Origin of the sequence: Salinibacterium sp. M195, from assembly GCF_019443965.1 — a bacterium.
GTDB lineage: Bacteria > Actinomycetota > Actinomycetes > Actinomycetales > Microbacteriaceae > Rhodoglobus.
The window spans coordinates 2,319,553-2,337,034 of sequence record NZ_CP040814.1 but is presented as its reverse complement, the minus strand read 5'-3'; the positions used below and the strand labels follow the sequence as shown (position 1 = coordinate 2,337,034).

The 17,482-nt window shown below is 58.5% G+C and carries 17 protein-coding genes; 15 read left to right on the top strand and 2 right to left on the bottom strand.

Annotation, left to right across the window (positions count from 1 at the left end; translation table 11 throughout):
* Together FFT87_RS11200 and FFT87_RS11195 are read right to left on the bottom strand one after the other, a co-directional pair.
* The gene (locus tag FFT87_RS11200) at positions 1-900 is read right to left on the bottom strand and encodes a TIGR01777 family oxidoreductase (RefSeq protein ID WP_219948795.1); all 900 of its coding nucleotides are present in this window, start codon (positions 898-900) and stop codon (positions 1-3) included.
* A 2-nt stretch (positions 901-902) separates the two neighbouring features.
* Entirely contained in the window at positions 903-1,328 is a 426-nt protein-coding gene (locus FFT87_RS11195) for an OsmC family peroxiredoxin (protein ID WP_219948794.1), read from the bottom strand.
* A gap of 110 nt (positions 1,329-1,438) precedes the next feature.
* Here FFT87_RS11195 and FFT87_RS11190 point away from each other — a divergent pair, with 110 nt between their 5' ends.
* The 15 genes from FFT87_RS11190 (at position 1,439) to miaB (ending at position 17,466) form a co-directional block, all read left to right on the top strand.
* Positions 1,439-2,248, top strand: a complete 810-nt coding sequence (locus FFT87_RS11190; protein ID WP_219948793.1) for a thymidylate synthase — start codon at positions 1,439-1,441, stop codon at positions 2,246-2,248.
* Positions 2,245-2,826 (top strand): dihydrofolate reductase, encoded by a 582-nt coding sequence (locus FFT87_RS11185; RefSeq protein WP_219948792.1) that lies wholly within the window; start codon positions 2,245-2,247, stop codon positions 2,824-2,826. The genes FFT87_RS11190 and FFT87_RS11185 overlap by 4 nt, the downstream gene beginning before the upstream one ends.
* Positions 2,827-2,835: 9 nt before the next feature.
* A complete protein-coding gene (gene dapA / locus FFT87_RS11180) occupies positions 2,836-3,810 on the top strand; it encodes a 4-hydroxy-tetrahydrodipicolinate synthase (protein WP_219948791.1) in 975 nt (324 codons plus the stop codon).
* Between the two features lie 93 nt (positions 3,811-3,903).
* Positions 3,904-5,580 carry a ribonuclease J gene (locus FFT87_RS11175; protein WP_219948790.1) on the top strand — a complete coding sequence of 559 codons (1,677 nt, stop codon included), beginning with the start codon at positions 3,904-3,906 and terminating at the stop codon, positions 5,578-5,580.
* 115 nt (positions 5,581-5,695) lie between these two features.
* The gene (locus tag FFT87_RS11170) at positions 5,696-6,664 is read left to right on the top strand and encodes a hypothetical protein (RefSeq protein ID WP_255559898.1); all 969 of its coding nucleotides are present in this window, start codon (positions 5,696-5,698) and stop codon (positions 6,662-6,664) included.
* The gene (locus FFT87_RS11165; protein ID WP_219948789.1) at positions 6,664-7,389 is read left to right on the top strand and encodes an ABC transporter ATP-binding protein; all 726 of its coding nucleotides are present in this window, start codon (positions 6,664-6,666) and stop codon (positions 7,387-7,389) included. The genes FFT87_RS11170 and FFT87_RS11165 overlap by 1 nt, the downstream gene beginning before the upstream one ends.
* Positions 7,386-8,783 carry an ABC transporter permease gene (locus FFT87_RS11160; RefSeq protein WP_219948788.1) on the top strand — a complete coding sequence of 466 codons (1,398 nt, stop codon included), beginning with the start codon at positions 7,386-7,388 and terminating at the stop codon, positions 8,781-8,783. The genes FFT87_RS11165 and FFT87_RS11160 overlap by 4 nt, the downstream gene beginning before the upstream one ends.
* Positions 8,784-8,859: 76 nt before the next feature.
* A complete protein-coding gene (locus tag FFT87_RS11155; RefSeq protein WP_370628551.1) occupies positions 8,860-11,598 on the top strand; it encodes a DNA translocase FtsK in 2,739 nt (912 codons plus the stop codon).
* Positions 11,599-11,602: 4 nt separating this feature from the next.
* Complete coding sequence (gene pgsA, locus FFT87_RS11150) at positions 11,603-12,259, top strand: CDP-diacylglycerol--glycerol-3-phosphate 3-phosphatidyltransferase (RefSeq protein WP_219948787.1); 657 nt, start codon at positions 11,603-11,605, stop codon at positions 12,257-12,259.
* A 10-nt stretch (positions 12,260-12,269) separates the two neighbouring features.
* Positions 12,270-12,767, top strand: coding sequence for a CinA family protein (locus FFT87_RS11145; protein ID WP_219948786.1), 498 nt, complete (start codon positions 12,270-12,272; stop codon positions 12,765-12,767).
* 210 nt (positions 12,768-12,977) lie between these two features.
* Positions 12,978-13,286 carry a helix-turn-helix domain-containing protein gene (locus tag FFT87_RS11140; protein ID WP_219948785.1) on the top strand — a complete coding sequence of 103 codons (309 nt, stop codon included), beginning with the start codon at positions 12,978-12,980 and terminating at the stop codon, positions 13,284-13,286.
* Between the two features lie 89 nt (positions 13,287-13,375).
* Positions 13,376-13,603, top strand: a complete 228-nt coding sequence (locus FFT87_RS11135) for a DUF3046 domain-containing protein (protein ID WP_219948784.1) — start codon at positions 13,376-13,378, stop codon at positions 13,601-13,603.
* Positions 13,604-13,844: 241 nt separating this feature from the next.
* A complete protein-coding gene (gene recA, locus FFT87_RS11130) occupies positions 13,845-15,005 on the top strand; it encodes a recombinase RecA (protein ID WP_219948783.1) in 1,161 nt (386 codons plus the stop codon).
* Positions 15,006-15,013: 8 nt separating this feature from the next.
* Positions 15,014-15,886: a regulatory protein RecX gene (locus FFT87_RS11125; protein WP_219948782.1), complete on the top strand. Its 873-nt coding sequence runs from the start codon at positions 15,014-15,016 to the stop codon at positions 15,884-15,886.
* A gap of 44 nt (positions 15,887-15,930) precedes the next feature.
* Complete coding sequence (gene miaB, locus FFT87_RS11120) at positions 15,931-17,466, top strand: tRNA (N6-isopentenyl adenosine(37)-C2)-methylthiotransferase MiaB (RefSeq protein ID WP_219948781.1); 1,536 nt, start codon at positions 15,931-15,933, stop codon at positions 17,464-17,466.
* Positions 17,467-17,482 lie beyond the last annotated feature (16 nt).

Sequence of the window (17,482 nt, the reverse complement as noted above, 5' to 3'; positions counted from 1 at the left end):
CTAGTCGACGAACGCCTCGATCGCCTGGTCGATCGTGGTGTGAGTAAAGCTAAACCCCGTGCTGAGCAGAGTGCGCGGCTCCACGTATTCGTCGACCAAAATGAGATCGTTTCCGGCATCTCCCAACACCCGTAGGGCAAAGCTGGGCACGGTGAGCCAGTGTGGTTTGTGCATCGCACGCGCAAGGGCTTGAGTAATCGTTCCCGCGGTTGCCGGGGTCGGTCCGGCGAGCGACACGGCTCCGGAAAACTCGCTTCGAAGCAAATGAACAATGGCCGCAGCTTCATCGTGAAGACTGATCCAAGGCCAATACTGGTCACCGCTACCGAGCCTGCTACCGAGACCACAGCGGGTAAGCATATTGAGCGGGGTGAACGCTCCGCTCTCGCCGACGACGATTCCGGTGCGGAACATGACGAGTCGGGTGCTCGAGGGAGTTAGTTTGGCTGCCTGCTCCCACGCGTCGACGACGTCGCTGAGGAAGCCCGTACCCTTGGTGGATTCGTCGTTCAGCACTTCTCCGGGTCTGCTGCCGAAGTAGCCGACGGCCGAACCATTGAGAAATGAGGTCGGGGGAGTGACCGATCGGCGAATTGCTTCAGCGATTGTGCGTGTGCCGTTGACCCTCGAGCGCAAAATTTCGCGCTTGTAGGCCGGTGTCCATGGCAGCTTTCCGGTGCTTGCGCCGGCCAAGTTGATGACGGCATCAGCGAGCTCGATCGCTCGATCATCGATTGTCCCCGACAGCGGATCCCAGTAAAACTCGCTCGCGGAACGGGGCTCGCGACGCACGAGGCTAATGACCTCGAAACCGCCTGCCTCTAGCTGGGAGACAAGCTCTGTGCCGATATACCCCGAGGCGCCAGCGACCAACACGCGAGTTGCTGATGACTCCGTCACCGCTAAGCCAAACTTGCTTCAAGCGTGATGGGAATGCCGGTGAGGGCGCGCGAAACGGGGCAACCCTCTTTGGCTTCCTCAGCTAATCGCTGAAAGTCGTCGTCGCTCAGATCGGCGACTTTCGCGCTAACCAAGAGGTGGCTTCCGGTGATTCCGACGGCGGGATCGAACGTCACGGCCGCGGTCACCTGCAGGCTTTCGGAGGGTGTTCCGTTGGAGGCGAGACCATTAGAGAAGGCCATGGCGAAGCACGAAGCGTGGGCGGCGCCCAAGAGCTCTTCGGGGTTCGTCGTTGATTCTTGACCTTCTGATCGTGCAGCCCACGTGACGGGAAATTCTGCGGCGTCAGAAGAATCTAGCGATGTCGTTCCTTTGCCGCTAAACAGGTCACCAAACCAGAGTGTTGTTGCTTCGCTCGTAACAGGCATTGCCGTTCCTTTCGTCGTGCTCAACCCTAGGCGCTGGTCGCCCCGAGTGCATGAAAAACCGGTGTGAACCTAGTGCTGTCATTTTCTCTGAAATCGGTACTATTGATTCGATGGCATCCACGATCGCAACTCCGTATGAAGACCTACTGCGCGACACTCTCAAGAACGGCGCAGTCAAAGGTGATCGAACTGGCACGGGCACCCGCAGCGTGTTCGGGCGGCAGTTGCGGTTCGATCTCGCTGAAGGATTCCCCTTGATCACCACGAAGCGGGTGCATTTCAAGTCGATCGCCTACGAGCTGTTGTGGTTCTTGCGGGGTGAGAGCAACGTGTCGTGGCTGCGAGACAACGGCGTGACGATCTGGAACGAATGGGCGGATGCCGCTGGCGAGCTTGGTCCCGTCTACGGCGTTCAATGGCGGTCTTGGCCGACCCCTTCCGGCGAGCAGATCGACCAGATCTCTGATGTCATTGATCAAATCACGACCAACCCCGATTCACGGCGGCTCATCGTCTCGGCGTGGAATCCGGCGGATATTCCAAACATGGCTCTCGCGCCGTGTCACGCGTTCTTCCAGTTCTACGTTGTCGACGGCAAGTTGTCTTGCCAGCTTTATCAGCGCAGCGCTGATCTCTTCCTGGGTGTTCCCTTCAATATCGCTAGCTATGCGTTGCTCACCCATATGGTTGCTGAGCAGACAGGTCTTGAGGTCGGCGATTTCGTGTGGACTGGCGGAGATTGCCATATCTACGACAACCATGTCGAACAGGTCACTGAGCAGCTCTCTCGCGAGCCTTACGCGGCGCCGCAATTGTCGATCGCGAGAAAGCCCGCGAACATTTTCGACTACGCGTTCGAGGATTTCGAGATTGTCGGCTACGAGCATCATCCGGCGATCAAAGCTCCGGTAGCGGTGTGAACAACCCGGCTCAGAACGTCTCCGTCGCCCTCATTTGGGCGCAGTCGGCCGGGGGAGTCATCGGCCACGATGGTTCCATGCCGTGGCACTTGCCAGAAGATCTGGCACACTTCAAATCGCTGACTCTCGGCAGTCCCGTGATCATGGGGCGCAAAACGTGGGATTCACTGAATCCTCGTTTCCGCCCGCTACCGGGAAGACGCAATATCGTTGTCACCCGCCAAGAAGCCTGGGCCGCGCCGGGCGCCGAAGTGGCGCACAGCGTTGAATCCGCTATCAAGCTCGCTGCGGCATCCGATCATTCTGCTGACTCCTCAGGCACTGCAGCGTCTGGCGAGCCCGCTGCTGTCGTGTGGGTAATTGGCGGAGCGCAGATATTTTCGTCGGTGCTTGAGAGCGCTGATCGGCTCGAAGTAACGGAGATTGACAAATCGTTCGAAGGCGACACTATTGCTCCCGAGCGTGGTGACCAATGGATGCTCGTCGCCCGCGATCCGGTCGAGGGCTGGCACACGTCAACCACCGAATTGCGTTACCGATTCTTGCGTTACGAGAACCAGCGCGCTCAGCAGCGGTAACCTAGACGGGTGTCTAAAGAGAATCCCTTCGGTCAAGTCCTTGTCGCGCTCATCACGCCATTCACTGCAGACGGTGAAGTGCATTGGGGTGACGTCGAAAAACACATCGATGATGTGATTAGTTCTGGGGCGGACGGCATAGTCGTCACGGGCACCACCGGTGAGACAAGCACGCTGACCGATCCCGAGAAAATCAAGCTTGTCGAGGTCGCTAAGTCCGTTTCGGCTGGGCGCGCCAAGATCATCACGGGTGGCGGTTCGAACGAGACTGCCCACGCGATCGAGCTGTACAAGGCGAGCGAAAAGGCCGGTGCTGACGGCGTGATGTTTGTCACTCCGTATTACAACAAGCCGACTCAGGCGGGCGTTCTCACGCATTTCCGCATGCTGGCTGATGCCACTGACCTCCCGGCGATTCTGTATGACATTCCCGGGCGCACGGGAATCCCCATCATGTACGAAACTATTCTTCGTGCGGCAAAGCACCCAAACATCCTTGCTGTCAAAGACGCGAAGGGTGACTTCAGTGAGGTGAGCCGTGTGCTCAACCAGACTGATCTCTTGTATTTCTCGGGCGACGATTCCAACGTTTTGCCGCACCTGGCAATCGGTGCTTCGGGGCTCATCGGGGTCACGGCCAACATCGCGCCGGCTCCCTACCGAGTAATCGTGGATGCCGTCAATGCTGGCGATCTCGCAACCGCGACTGCCGCTCACCAGGCCCTCGAGCCCTTAGTGCGGGCGGCGATGACTCACATCCCCGGCACTGTCGCTGCCAAGTACATCCTTCATGGCCTTGGTCGTATCTCTAGTCCACGAGTGCGCCTGCCGCTTGTCGGTCCCGAAGACGCTGAGGCCGCTCAAATCGAAGATGAGTTGGCATTGGTAACGGGAATCAAGGGTCTCGATCTCACGAATTTCCGACCTGACCGCAACGCCGCGGCTGGCGGAGCACTTCCCAAGGTCGCCGGCGCGACCCGCTAGGTCTACCCGCGAAGGGTAGGCTGTGCCACGGGCACGGCCCACATTTTTCGCACGGGGGCTGACGGCCCCACACATCTATCTGCAAGGTACTGAATGTCAGTTTCGCTATTTGATCCACCCGCCCTCGAGCAGGGAACGCTTCGTGTCACCCCGATTGGTGGTCTCGGCGAAATCGGTCGAAACATGACTACCTTCGAGATCGATGGCAAGATTCTCATCGTCGACTGTGGCGTGTTGTTCCCTGAAGAGCACCAGCCCGGCGTTGACTTGATTCTTCCGGACTTCAGCTCGATTCGTGACCGCCTCGACGACATCCTCGGCATCGTGCTTACGCACGGCCATGAGGACCACATCGGTGCCGTGCCATATCTCTTGCGTTTGCGCCAAGACATCCCGCTGATCGGTTCGACTCTCACGCTCGCCCTTATCGAGGCGAAGCTCAAGGAGCACCGCATCAAGCCTTATACCCTCAACGTTACTGAGGGTCAGAAGGAGAAGATCGGACCCTTCGATCTCGAGTTTGTTGCTGTCAATCACTCGATTCCGGATGCTCTGGCCGTGGCCATCACTACCGTTGCTGGCACTGTTTTGCACACCGGTGACTTCAAGATGGACCAGTTGCCTCTCGACAACCGCATCACCGATCTTCGTGCGTTCGCGCGACTCGGCGAAGCTGGGATCGACCTCTTCCTCTCCGACTCGACTAACGCTGACGTTCCTGGTTTTACGCCGAACGAGCGCGATATCGGCCCAGTGCTCGAAGCGGTTATTGCCAAGGCTCCGCGCCGTGTCATCGTGGCGAGCTTCTCTAGCCACGTGCACCGTGTTCAGCAGGTTCTGGATGCCGCCATTGCCAACAACCGCAAGGTTGTTCTGATGGGGCGTTCCATGGTGCGCAACATGGGCATCGCGTCAGATCTCGGATTCCTCAAAGTGCCAGACGGCGTTCTGTTGGACGCCAAAAAAGCTGTCAACTATCCGGACAACCAGCTCGTCTACATGTCGACGGGAAGCCAGGGTGAGCCGATGGCGGTTCTGGCGCGCATGGCGAACATGGAGCACCAGATTGAGGTCGGCAAGGGTGACACCGTCATTCTCGCGTCGAGCCTCATCCCCGGTAACGAGAACGCGGTTTACCGTGTAATCAACGGCCTGACGAAGCTCGGTGCCAATGTCGTCCACAAGGCGAACGCCAAGGTGCACGTTTCTGGTCACGCTGCCGCAGGGGAGTTGCTGTACTGCTACAACATCTTGCGTCCCAAGAACGTTCTGCCGGTTCACGGCGAGTACCGCCACTTGGTGGCTAACGCGAACCTCGCGATTCAGTCGGGAGTTCCGGCCGAGAACACGATCATTGCCGAAGATGGCACCGTCATCGACCTCAAGGACGGCCATGCCGCTGTCGTTGGCCAGCTCGACGTCGGATTTGTCTACGTCGATGGCTCCAGCGTTGGCGAGATTACGGATGCTGACCTTAAAGACCGTCGAATCCTTGCCGAAGAGGGCTTCATTTCCATCTTCGTTGCCGTGGATGCTCAAACGGGCAAGGTTATCGTGGGGCCAGAGATCCAGTCTCGCGGCTTCGCCGAAGATGAAGACGTGTTTGATGCTGTGCTTCCCATGGTTATCAAGGCGTTGACTGATGCTGCCGAGAATGGAACGCGCGATACTCACGCGTTTGCTCAGGTGGTTCGTCGCACTGTCGGGCGCTGGGTTAACACGCAACATCGACGCCGTCCCATGATCGTTCCGGTCGTCATCGAGGTGTAGTTTTCTGACGTTCTGGCGCGCCAGAGCGTTGGGCTTGTTTTCTGCTTCATTCAGTGTTCTCATATGAATATTGCTCGATTGTTTTGTCGAGCCGATTCTGAATTCGGGGTATCGGGTGAGCGTTGCGCGTCGGTGGGTTTTTCCCATCATCTGGATGGTCATTTTCGCGGTAATTGCTGCGGCGTTGGTGAAGTTTGCTTTCTTCGGGGATGCGCTGAAGGCTGACGATCTCGAGTTCCCCACCGTGGCTATCGACGAGCAACACTACGACGTCGCTATCGGCACCATCACGAACGACGTAGAACTGAGTGGCAGTATCGCTGCCGCGGCGAGCATTCCGATCCCGGCGACGCTCTCGGGCGAAGTGCGTGAAGTAGCCGTGAGCCCTGGCCAGTCGGTAAAAAAGGGTCAGGAGATCCTGAAGCTTCGTGCGGAAGTCGTTAATCCGGATGGCACTCAAGGCACGCAGTGGAAAATCGTCGTCGCGCCGGCTGCGGGCACACTCACCGACTTCACGAGTTTGGTCGGCTCATCCTTCCAGGTCGGTTCGCCGGTGGGGAGCATTTCGCCGCCGTCCTATATCGTGACGGGAACCGTTCCTTCAGAGCAGTTGTATCGCCTGGTTGATCGACCAAGCGAGGCGAGCGTCGCGATCAACGGAGGCCCGGCGCCGTTCACCTGCACCGGGTTGAGCATCACCTTCGCGACCGCTGGCGAATCGAGCGGGGAGGCAGCAGCCGGTCCCACCGTGGCTTGTGTGGTTCCCAGCGACGTTGTGGTGTTCCCGGGATTGACCGCTCAGATCACCATTGCCGGCGGTATCGCAGAAGATGTCATGGTGGCGCCGATCACCGCAGTGGAGGGCACCGCTGTCAGCGGAAACGTTTATTTCGTTCTGCCCGACGGCACAACCGAGCTGCGTGAAGTGACCTTAGGTCTCAATGACGGCATTACTGTGGAAGTCGTTTCTGGGTTAGAAGTCGGCGATACGATTTTGCAGTTCGTCCCCGGTGCGGAGGCGCTCGACGAAGAAAACCTCCCCGAGAACTGTTACCAAGACGGCGACAACGTGGTGTGCTACTAATGCCCCTCTTGTCGCTCCAAGGTGTGACTCGCTCCGTTGAACTTCCCGATTTCAGTCGGCTCGACATCCTCAAAGGTATCGATCTCGATGTGGAAGTCGGTGACCACATCAGCATTGTCGGGCGGTCGGGCTCCGGTAAATCGACGCTCCTCAACCTGCTCGGGCTCATCGACAACCCCACAACCGGTCGCATCATTTTCGATGGTGCCCCATTAGAGAAGCTCTCGGGTGGCAAACGGGACCGGAAGCGTGGTCGCGATGTTGGCTTCATCTTTCAGCAGTTCAATCTGCTCGCGGGGCGGACCGCACTAGAGAACGTGATGACACCGCTTCTGTACGCCACTGGTCGCCAGTTCTGGCACCGCCGGGCACTCGCCGAAGAGATGCTCGACCGGGTTGGGCTCAGCGAGCGGATGGCGTCGATGCCCGACAAACTTTCTGGCGGTGAACAACAGCGGGTCGCCATTGCGCGCGCGCTCGTGCGTAGTCCGCGCCTGATTTTGGCCGATGAACCGACCGGTGCCCTCGATGTTGAGACCGGTGCGACAGTGATGGAGTTGTTGGATAACGTGGCCGAGCAGTCGGGCGCGGCGCTCATCACGATCACTCACGATCCGAATGTGGCAGCTCTTGCACGGCGGCACTATCGCCTCGATAGCGGAGTACTCTCGCCCATAGACGTGAACCGGATGCTCGCAACGTCGCTCCCGGAGGCGTCGCTATGAGGTGGCGGCGCAAGAAAGCGAGCGAACCATCGGATGCCGTCGAGCCCACGGTTGAGGCGACGATCGAGCCGAGTGACGACGCAACATCCGCCGGGGCATCGCGATCTGCTGCTGACGACCTCGCCATCCGCCAAACGTCGGAACTGGCCAAGCCGACCAGAGAACCGCGAGGCTCCCTGCTGAGTAGCATCGTAGGTTCGGTGGTTGAGGCGTGGGACGAAGTTCGAATCAACCGCACGCGAGTGCTCCTGAGTCTGATCGGGATTGGCGTTGCAGTGTGCGCGCTTGCCACAGTGGTTGGTGCGGGCGCTGTCTTTGGTCAGGCCCAGACGGAACAGTATGAGAAGTCCAGCGGGCGCCCCGCGACGCTGATGGGCTACCCTCCGTACTCGCAAGCGACACAGCAGCCGGTTGACGCTGCACAGTACTTCGAGCTCATGGATACCCTCGCTGAGCGCTATCAAGTGAGTCATTCCACTGCGGTTCGTCGCGGCAGCGCCTCCGTTCAGCTTCCCAACGGCACTCAATTCACCGCTGTGCAGGGCGTCAACGACAAGTTTGGTGTCATGCACCGCGTCGATGTGGTCGTGGGGCGTTGGCTCTCAGAGCAAGACGGAACCAGACTCGCTCCAGCGGTCGTAATTAACGACATCTTTTACGAGGAGCTCGGACGGCCTGATCTGCGCACGCACCCCGCGATTGAAATCAAGGCAGAAACTCTCACTACCGCGGTCATTGTGGGAGTTCTCGCCCCCGAGGCGAACCAGACCGGATTCAGCCTGTCCATGCTCGATGAGCCCTATCGCCATCTCGTGGGAGCCGCGGCCGCAAACGAGGGCGACATGTCCTACGAGATCTGGGTTCCCGAGGAGCAGGCTGCCCAGCTGGCTGACCTTCTCAACCGTGACATCGCTGCCGTTTTTGGCGACGACATCAACCCGAGTGTTAATCGAAACGACTATCTCGCGTGGGGAGGGCCGAACCCGCTTGAGCCGCTCCAGTGGGCGATTGGAGGTATCGCCGCCCTCATTCTTCTTCTTGGAGCATTAGGGCTCATCAACATTTCTCTCGTCACCGTGAAATACCGAGTGAGAGAAATCGGGGTGCGCCGTGCATTCGGAGCAACGGCAGGTCGCGTATTCTTCGCCGTGATGATGGAGAGCGTCGTCGCGACGATTGCCGCTGGAGTTATCGGCGTTGCGGTGTCGATCGCGATTGTCCAGAACCCTGCCATTCAAAACCTCATCGCCCCTGGTGTTCAGGATTTGCCGCCGTACCCGCTCGAGGCAGCGTTGATCGCACTCGGAGCATCCGCCGCTGTTGGGGTGCTTGCGGGATTTATGCCTGCTCTTGTCGCGGTCAAGGTAAAAGTGATTGACGCGATCCGGTATTAGTACTTGCCGTGAGCGGAGCCGCGCGGGTCGAGTGTCGCTGCACCTCTCTGACAGAGGCCACCGGTAGCTTTGAATTATGGCTACGCGTACATCGTCGACCTCGCGCTCGGGTGCGTCGAAACCGCGCGCCAGAAACACCACGAATAAGACACAGGCGACTAAGCGCTTACCCCGAGGCAAGCAAGCTCCGGTCGAGCCAGAGGGCCCCCTCACCAAGATGTGGCTTGCACTTGCGCACATGGTTGGTGGCGCATTCCGGGTGTTTGGCCGTGAAGAGCTGACAAAAGACGAACGTCGTGACGGCGTTCCGTTCCTCTTTTTTGTGTTGGCGATCGTTGGCGCGATCGTCGAGTGGTTCAACCCCCTCGATTCTGTTGCAATCGCGCTTGATGCCTACACCTTTGGTGGCCTCGTCGGCCGCGTTGCTTTCGCTCTGCCCGTGATTTTGCTGTTGCTCGCAGTCTGGATGTTTCGGCATCCGTCGAGCGTTCATGACAACGGCCGCATCGGCATCGGGCTGAGTATTCTCATCGTTACCGTTGCCGCGCTGTGCCATGTCTTTAGCGGTCAACCGCACCCGTCAGAGGGGGCAGAAACCATCGCGCGTGCCGGTGGCGTATTCGGCTGGCTGATGGCGAATCCGCTGATCTGGCTCGGGTCAACGCTGCTGGCAGTGCCGGTGATCGTTTTGCTCTTGGTGCTCTCACTGTTCATCATCACTAAGACACCGCCGAATCGGTTGCCGTCGCGGCTCCGCGAGTTGTATGCCTACTTGTTTGGCGCGCAGCTTCAGAGCGACGAAGAGCGGGCTCAGACTAAGGCCTTGGCCAGCGCCGGCAAGAACGATTCTGTTCAATTTGGGTCGCTGACCGACATTGGGCTCGGCGGAGACAACGACACTTCCTCGTTGCCGTGGTGGCGACGCAATAAGTCACAGCACACCGAAGATAAGGCATTCGACAGCCCGGTTATCTCGCGTGATCAGCCCACCGAGGTCGTCAATCCCACGCCGCCTCCAGCGGCTAAAGATCTCACGAAGAAAGAAGAACAGTTCGGGGTCGAGCTTCTTGAAGACCTCCTCAAGGCCGAAGAAGCGGTCAAAAAATACAACACCGGTGAAGTGGATGTTCCGGCCACTGAAGTGCGTGACGACGGCCCCCGCGTGCTGCCTGGCTTCACGACAAAAGCCAGCGAAAAGGGTACGGCTGGAGAATTCGACGGACCGCACGAAACCACGCCGCAAGCATCACAGGCTGTCTATCGTCTGCCGCAAGCAGCCATGTTGTCGGCAGGCACGCCACCGAAATCGCGTTCTGCCGCGAACGACGAGGTAGTGGCGTCGATCACTGAAGTGCTCAAACAGTTCAGCGTTGATGCCACAGTCACGGGGTTTAGCCGCGGCCCCTCTGTCACTCGCTACGAACTCGAACTTGGGCCAGGCGTCAAGGTCGAACGTGTTACCGCCCTTGCGCGCAATATCAGTTACGCGGTCGCCAGCAACGAGGTCAACATCCTCTCGCCCATTCCGGGCAAGAGCGCGATCGGCGTAGAAATTCCGAACAAGGATCGTGAAATCGTCTCGCTCGGTGATGTGCTGCGCTCAAGCGCCAGCACGAAGAGCGAACACCCGATGACAATCGGCCTCGGCAAAGATGTCGAGGGCGGTTTCGTTGTTGCCAACCTCGCCAAAATGCCCCACCTTTTGGTCGCGGGATCGACCGGCTCGGGTAAGTCGAGCTTCGTGAACTCCATGATCACGTCGGTATTGATGCGTGCCAAACCTGCTGAAGTTCGCATGGTGCTAATCGACCCGAAACGCGTTGAGCTCTCGATTTATGCTGGTGTTCCGCATCTCATCACCCCCATCATTACGAACCCGAAAAAGGCAGCAGAAGCGCTCGCCTGGGTCGTTAAAGAGATGGACATGAGGTACGACGACCTCGCGAGTTTCGGCTATCGCCATATCGACGATTTCAACCGTGCCGTGATCGCTGAAGAGATTAAGCTGCCTGAAGGCAGTCAGCGCAAGCTCAAGCCATACCCGTACTTGCTCATCGTTGTCGACGAGTTGGCAGACCTCATGATGGTTGCGCCTCGGGACGTCGAAGACTCGATTGTTCGCATCACTCAATTGGCGCGGGCATCCGGAATTCATCTCGTGCTTGCAACGCAGCGACCAAGCGTCGACGTCGTTACCGGTCTTATCAAGGCCAACGTGCCCTCTCGGCTTGCCTTTGCGGTGTCGAGCATGACGGACTCCCGCGTGATCCTCGATCAGCCGGGCGCAGACAAGCTCATTGGGCAGGGGGACGCACTGTTCCTACCAATGGGCGCGTCAAAAGCGATCCGGGTGCAGGGTGCCTGGGTGCCCGAGAGTGAGATTGCCGAGATAGTGCAACACGTCATTGCTCAGGCGCAGCCGGAGTACCGCAACGATGTTGCTGTGGTCGCTGAGAAGAAAAACATTGACGCCGACATCGGGGATGACCTTGACGTGCTACTCGCGGCAACGGAACTCATCGTCAGCACGCAATTCGGGTCGACGTCGATGTTGCAGCGAAAACTTCGAGTTGGCTTCGCCAAAGCCGGACGTCTCATGGACCTGTTGGAGTCGCGCGATATCGTCGGTCCCTCCGAGGGATCCAAGGCGCGAGACGTTCTCGTCTCGGCAGAACAGCTTCCCGCAGTGCTCGCTCGCTTGCGCGGCGAAGACGAACCAGGACCAGTGGACGCAGTTGAGGAATCTCTCAGCGGTTACGATGAAGTAGAAGGCGGCTCAGATGAGGACGCTTGGAATTTGACCGATCGGGAGTGATCGCGTGAGCGACCAACCAGTTTCACCGTCTTCTGTGCCCGAACGATCTGGTTTTCTCAGCGGTCGGATTATCAGCAAGGGTGATACCCCCGCCTCGAATGCGAATATCGCTAATATCATCACCGTGGTGCGAATTCTCCTCGCACCAGTCTTTATCTGGCTGTTGTTGCTCGATGACGGCGAGATGGGGCTGATTCGCTATCTCGCGGCTGCACTCTTCATTTTCGCGATCGTGACAGATACCGTCGACGGTCATCTGGCCCGCGGTCGAAACCTCATCACGAATGTCGGAATCATTTTGGATCCGATCGCCGACAAGGTGCTCACGGGCGGAGCTCTCGTCGCGCTCTCGATCTTGGGCGAACTGTGGTGGTGGGTCACTATCCTCATTCTGGCGCGCGAGTTCGGTATTACGATCTACCGTTTCGCTGTCCTCTCCAAGGTCGTCATCCCGGCCTCTCGCGGCGGCAAGTTGAAGACAGTTCTTCAAGCCGTGGCGATCTCACTGTTCTTGGTCCCGTTGGCGTCCGTTCTCGGTGACTGGGTCTTGTGGATCAACTACTCAGTCATGACGATCGCAGTGGTGCTTACCGTGTACACGGGAGTCGACTACTTGTGGCGAGCATGGCGTCACACCCGCAAATCCGATTCAGGAGCGTGACCCTTCACCAGTGAATACTGAAGAGCTCGCCACAAAAATTGTGGCGATTCTCACCGAACAACGACACTCTCTCGCGCTTGCGGAATCTTTGACCGGCGGATTGCTCTGCGCGTCTCTGGTCGCGGTCCCTGGTGCATCGGTCGTGCTCAATGGCGCAGTAGTCGCGTACAACACAGCGATCAAGCACCAAGTCTTAGGCGTCGATGCAAGCTTGCTCGCAATTCACGGCACCGTGCATCCGGATGTCGCAGCCCACATGGCCACTGGTGCGCGTGACGTGCTCGGGGTTGGCGAGCAGCAAGCCACCTATGGTTTGGCGACAACCGGCGTCGCGGGCCCGGAGGCTCACGAGGGCAAGGACCCGGGCACTGTATATGTCGGATTTGCGGCGACCAATTTTGTCGTCGCTCGTGCTTTCGCTTTCGACGGTGATCGCGCTGCGGTGAGGCGCCAAGCAGTTCATGCTGCCTTGGAGTGCCTGCACGAACATCTCATCGATGACAACTGACGACAGTTGCCGTCAGCGTGTTCTGCACCCAGAACTGGTGACAAAGTTCCGCGTGTGGCGGGAATAATGCACGTTTCGGCTGGGTTACAGTTAGCGAACTCACAAGGCCTCTCCAGTTTGGAAAGGCTAGAGTTCTGAACAGATAGTGACTGTAGTCTTGACTATCCAGAATGATCTGGTCGCGCTACACAGTCAGAGAGGGAGTGTCCAATGGTTCTAGTCCGTCAGGAAATCGGTGACGTTCTCCGCGACGTGCGCCTGCAAAAGGGCCGTACCCTTCGTCAGGTCGCCAGCAAAGCGAGTGTCGCCCTCGGATACCTCAGTGAGGTTGAGCGAGGCCAAAAAGAGGCCAGCTCAGAAATTCTCGCTTCGGTAGCCGAAGCCCTCGATACACCAATCTCCGTAATCATGCGTGAGGTTGGCGATCGTCTCGCCGTCATCGAAGGCGCAACGACGATCCCCGATACCTTGCCCGATGAGCTCGTCGCCGAATTTGATTCAACTTTGGTTTCGCGCTAAATATTCTTCACGGAATGCCTCGCTCTTCTCAGGGCGGGGCATTCGTGGGTTAACGCGAGGGTTTCGAAAAGCGAACGTAGGGTAGTTGGATGCGATTGAGTGAGTTTTGGACAGCGGTTGCCGATGAGTTTGGCGAACCCTATGGTCGCGTGCTCGTCAACGACCAAGTATTGGGCGCCATAGGAAGCGTTACGGCGGCGCAGGCCCTTTCTCGAGGCGTTCCTGCCCGTCAGGTGTGGAGCGCGCTTTGCGACGCGATGGACGTTCCCGCAGATCGCCGTTACGGCGTAGGGCAACGAGAACCCAAGAAGCAATAGTTTTCTCCCCGCGTGGCGTGTTCGAACGTTTGTTCTATATTGTTAGTCTTCTCCCTAACACCCAATCGAATATAGCTTTCGAGCGCACACGGAACGTCGCTTCTCTGCAATGTCAGAGCAGGGCCGTAACGTGGCATTCAGCAACACAGCCTTTGTCGGGAGGTTGCGGACCTTGCAGTATCGGTCCGTGCGAATCGCGACAGCCTATGGGCAGCAACCTACGACCAATGGAGAAGAATTAATGCCATCAGCAGCAGACCGCGAGAAGTCCCTCGAGACCGCTCTCGCACAGATCGACCGTCAGTTCGGCAAGGGCTCAGTTATGCGTCTGGGCAGCGATGAGCGTGCTCCGGTCGAGGTTATCCCCACCGGCTCTATTGCCTTGGATGTCGCGCTCGGCATAGGCGGGCTTCCCCGTGGCCGCATCGTTGAGATCTATGGACCGGAGTCCTCCGGTAAGACCACACTCACCTTGCATGCGATCGCAAATGCTCAGCGCAACGGCGGCATTGCGGCCTTCATCGATGCAGAGCACGCCCTCGACCCTGAATACGCGGCGAAGCTCGGTGTCGACATCGACGCTCTGCTCGTTTCTCAGCCCGATACCGGTGAGCAGGCACTGGAAATCGCCGACATGCTGGTGCGAAGTGGGTCAATCGACCTCATCGTTATTGACTCGGTTGCAGCTCTTGTCCCTCGCGCTGAAATCGAAGGTGAGATGGGCGACACGCACGTCGGTCTTCAAGCTCGACTCATGTCTCAAGCTCTGCGTAAACTCACCGGTGGTCTCAGCCAGACGAACACCACCATGATTTTCATCAACCAGTTGCGTGAAAAAATCGGTGTCTTCTTTGGTAGTCCCGAAACCACAGCCGGCGGCAAGGCGCTTAAGTTCTACGCTTCTGTTCGACTCGACATTCGTCGTATCGAAACGCTGAAGGACGGCACGGACGCTGTGGGTAACCGCACGCGAGTCAAGGTCGTCAAGAACAAGATGGCCCCGCCGTTCAAACAGGCTGAGTTCGACATCCTTTACGGAATCGGAATCTCGCGCGAAGGTAGCCTTATCGACTTCGGTGTCGACCACGAAATCGTTCGCAAGTCTGGCGCTTGGTACACCTACGACGGTGACCAGCTGGGTCAAGGTAAAGAGAAGTCACGAGCCTTCCTGCTCCAGAACCCCGCAATCGCGCTGGAGATCGAGCAGAAGATCATGCGCAAGCTCGGCGTCGGTGCTGAAGCGAAAGCAGCGAATGCTAGCGAGGCGAAAGCTTTGGCCGATGCTGCGGTTAAGGCCGAGAAGGCAGAAAAAGCGGCGAAGGCCAGCGCTAAGGCCGACGGGCCCGTGCTTCCGGTCGCTGACAAAGCGGCTGCGCCCCTCAAGAAGGCTGTAGGCCAGTAGGTTCTGCCATGACATCCTCCGACGACGAATACCTCGCACCAGTAATCAACCTGTTTGGCGACCGTTCGGGCGCCAAACTCACCGAAGCAATGGACTCGTCGTTGGAGGAGTCGGCGGCGGCCGAAACTGGAGTGGCCGCGAACACGACAGCAGACGACAACACCGCAGACGACAACACCGAGGCAGGAATGCCAGTGGTCGCGCTCGCCCCAGTTCGGGCGCTCCCGACTCTGGCTGACTTCAGCCCATCTCACTCCGATCTCGGTTCGCTCGAAAACGACGAGCATTCACGAGAACCGGCTGCTCGTGACACCGTCGATAGTGCGGAATCAATGTCGGCTGCAGGGTCAGCGGGAACGCAATCGAAGGCGCAACGACGTCAAGCACGCGACGGCTTTTCTGAGGTTAGTCGCGTCAGCATGCGCGCACTGGCCCGCCGTGGAATGTCTTCCTACGAAATGACCCAATTTCTGGGAACCCGCGAATTCGAATCAGAAGACATCGACAACGAGATCGCCCGGCTCGAAGGCTGTGGTCTCCTCGACGATGCCGCGCTTGCCGAAACCCTGACACGAACATTGCGCGACCGTAAGAAACTCGGGGCATCGGCGATCCGGGCCGAGTTGAGACGTCGCAAAATAGACCAAGACCAGATTGCTGCCGTGCTTGATGATGATCGCGACGAAGAACAAGAGCGCGCGACCGAAATTGCCCTCAAACGTGCGCCTCAACTTCGCTCGTTGGACGGCGTGACCGCTAAGCGTCGACTTACCGGGTTCCTCATGCGAAAGGGGTACTCCGGCTCGGTCGTCTCAGCCGCAGTAGCTGCCGCGCTGGCACCAAGTTCTAGTAATTCGTCCGGCGGTCCCGTCTTTCGCTAGAACTCCGTCAGATCGAGTCGCCCCAGAGGCTTAAGGTGGAAGACATGATTGACGAAAAACTGGCATCCCCGCGCAGCTACGAGGTGCGCACGTACGGCTGCCAGATGAACGTGCACGACTCCGAACGGCTCAGCGGCTCCCTCGAAGCCGCTGGTTACATCCGCGCAACCGATGGCCAAGCTGACGTGGTGGTAATAAACACCTGCGCGGTGCGCGAGAACGCTGACAACAAGCTCTATGGCAACCTCGGAATGCTCGCCAGCGTAAAAAAAGAGCACGAGGGCATGCAAATCGCCGTCGGAGGCTGTCTCGCCCAAAAAGACAAAAACGTCATCCTCGATAAAGCACCCTGGGTCGACGTGGTGTTCGGAACCCACAACATGGGGTCTCTGCCGGCGCTGCTCGAACGCGCTCGCCACAACGAAGAAGCACAAATTGAGATTCTCGAATCTCTCGATGTCTTTCCGTCAACGCTTCCCACGCGTCGCGAATCTACGCACAGCGCTTGGGTCTCTATCTCTGTGGGCTGCAACAACACCTGCACTTTCTGCATCGTTCCTGCGCTGCGAGGTAAAGAGAAAGATCGCCGCCCTGGCGATGTACTTTCTGAAGTCCAGGCCATCGTCGATGACGGTGCGATTGAAGTCACGCTGCTTGGCCAGAACGTCAACTCCTACGGCGTAGAGTTCGGCGACCGCCAAGCTTTCAGCAAGCTATTGCGCGCGACCGGAACGATCGAGGGCCTCGAACGTGTTCGTTTTACCAGCCCGCATCCCGCCGCCTTCACCGACGACGTCATCGATGCCATGGCGGAAACCCCCAATGTGATGCCCCAGCTCCACATGCCGCTTCAGTCGGGCTCAGATCGCATCCTGAAAGCGATGCGTCGCAGCTACCGCTCTACTAAGTTCCTGGGCATTCTCGAGCGAGTTCGCGCACAAATGCCAGACGCGGCAATCACCACCGACATCATCGTCGGCTTTCCCGGTGAGACCGAGGAAGACTTCCAAGAGACACTGCGCGTCGTGGAAGAGTCTCGTTTTGCCTCCGCCTACACGTTCCAGTACTCCATTCGGCCCGGCACTCCCGCTGCCACAATGGATGATCAGATTCCCAAAGAGGTGGTTCAGGAACGCTACGAACGTCTCGCTGCGCTTCAAGACCGCATCTCGCGCGAAGAGAACGACAAACAGATCGGGCGTACCGTGCAGGTGATGGTTACCGCCGCCGAAGGGCGCAAGCAGGCTGAGACCGCCCGGCTCTCTGGTCGTGCTGAAGACTCCCGACTTGTGCACTTCAATGTTCCGGAAGGTAGCGCCATCCCGCGTCCCGGTGATGTGGTGACGCTGACGATCAGCGCAGCTGCCGCGTTCCACCTTGTCGCCGACACTCCTGCCGGTGACACCTTGGATATCCGCCGAACTCGGGCCGGAGACGCGTGGGATCGCGCAGAGGCCGAATCTTGTGGTGTTCCGACTAGCGCAGCCACAAACGATGCTGGACCACGAGTGTCACTGGGACTACCGACCATCCGTGTTGTGACATCACCAATCTATGATCCAACCGACTCCCTGCGCTAACCGTGGGCCACGGGTA

What these genes read in the sequence shown, in the direction of transcription:
- FFT87_RS11195 (WP_219948794.1), bottom strand. Translation starts at nt 1,328, where the DNA reads ATGCCTGTTACGAGCGAAGCAACAACACTCTGGTTTGGTGACCTGTTT.
- FFT87_RS11190 (WP_219948793.1), top strand. Translation starts at nt 1,439, where the DNA reads ATGGCATCCACGATCGCAACTCCGTATGAAGACCTACTGCGCGACACT.
- FFT87_RS11175 (WP_219948790.1), top strand. Translation starts at nt 3,904, where the DNA reads ATGTCAGTTTCGCTATTTGATCCACCCGCCCTCGAGCAGGGAACGCTT.
- FFT87_RS11165 (WP_219948789.1), top strand. Translation starts at nt 6,664, where the DNA reads ATGCCCCTCTTGTCGCTCCAAGGTGTGACTCGCTCCGTTGAACTTCCC.
- FFT87_RS11160 (WP_219948788.1), top strand. Translation starts at nt 7,386, where the DNA reads ATGAGGTGGCGGCGCAAGAAAGCGAGCGAACCATCGGATGCCGTCGAG.
- FFT87_RS11155 (WP_370628551.1), top strand. Translation starts at nt 8,860, where the DNA reads ATGGCTACGCGTACATCGTCGACCTCGCGCTCGGGTGCGTCGAAACCG.
- FFT87_RS11140 (WP_219948785.1), top strand. Translation starts at nt 12,978, where the DNA reads ATGGTTCTAGTCCGTCAGGAAATCGGTGACGTTCTCCGCGACGTGCGC.
- FFT87_RS11135 (WP_219948784.1), top strand. Translation starts at nt 13,376, where the DNA reads ATGCGATTGAGTGAGTTTTGGACAGCGGTTGCCGATGAGTTTGGCGAA.
- recA (WP_219948783.1), top strand. Translation starts at nt 13,845, where the DNA reads ATGCCATCAGCAGCAGACCGCGAGAAGTCCCTCGAGACCGCTCTCGCA.
- FFT87_RS11125 (WP_219948782.1), top strand. Translation starts at nt 15,014, where the DNA reads ATGACATCCTCCGACGACGAATACCTCGCACCAGTAATCAACCTGTTT.
- miaB (WP_219948781.1), top strand. Translation starts at nt 15,931, where the DNA reads ATGATTGACGAAAAACTGGCATCCCCGCGCAGCTACGAGGTGCGCACG.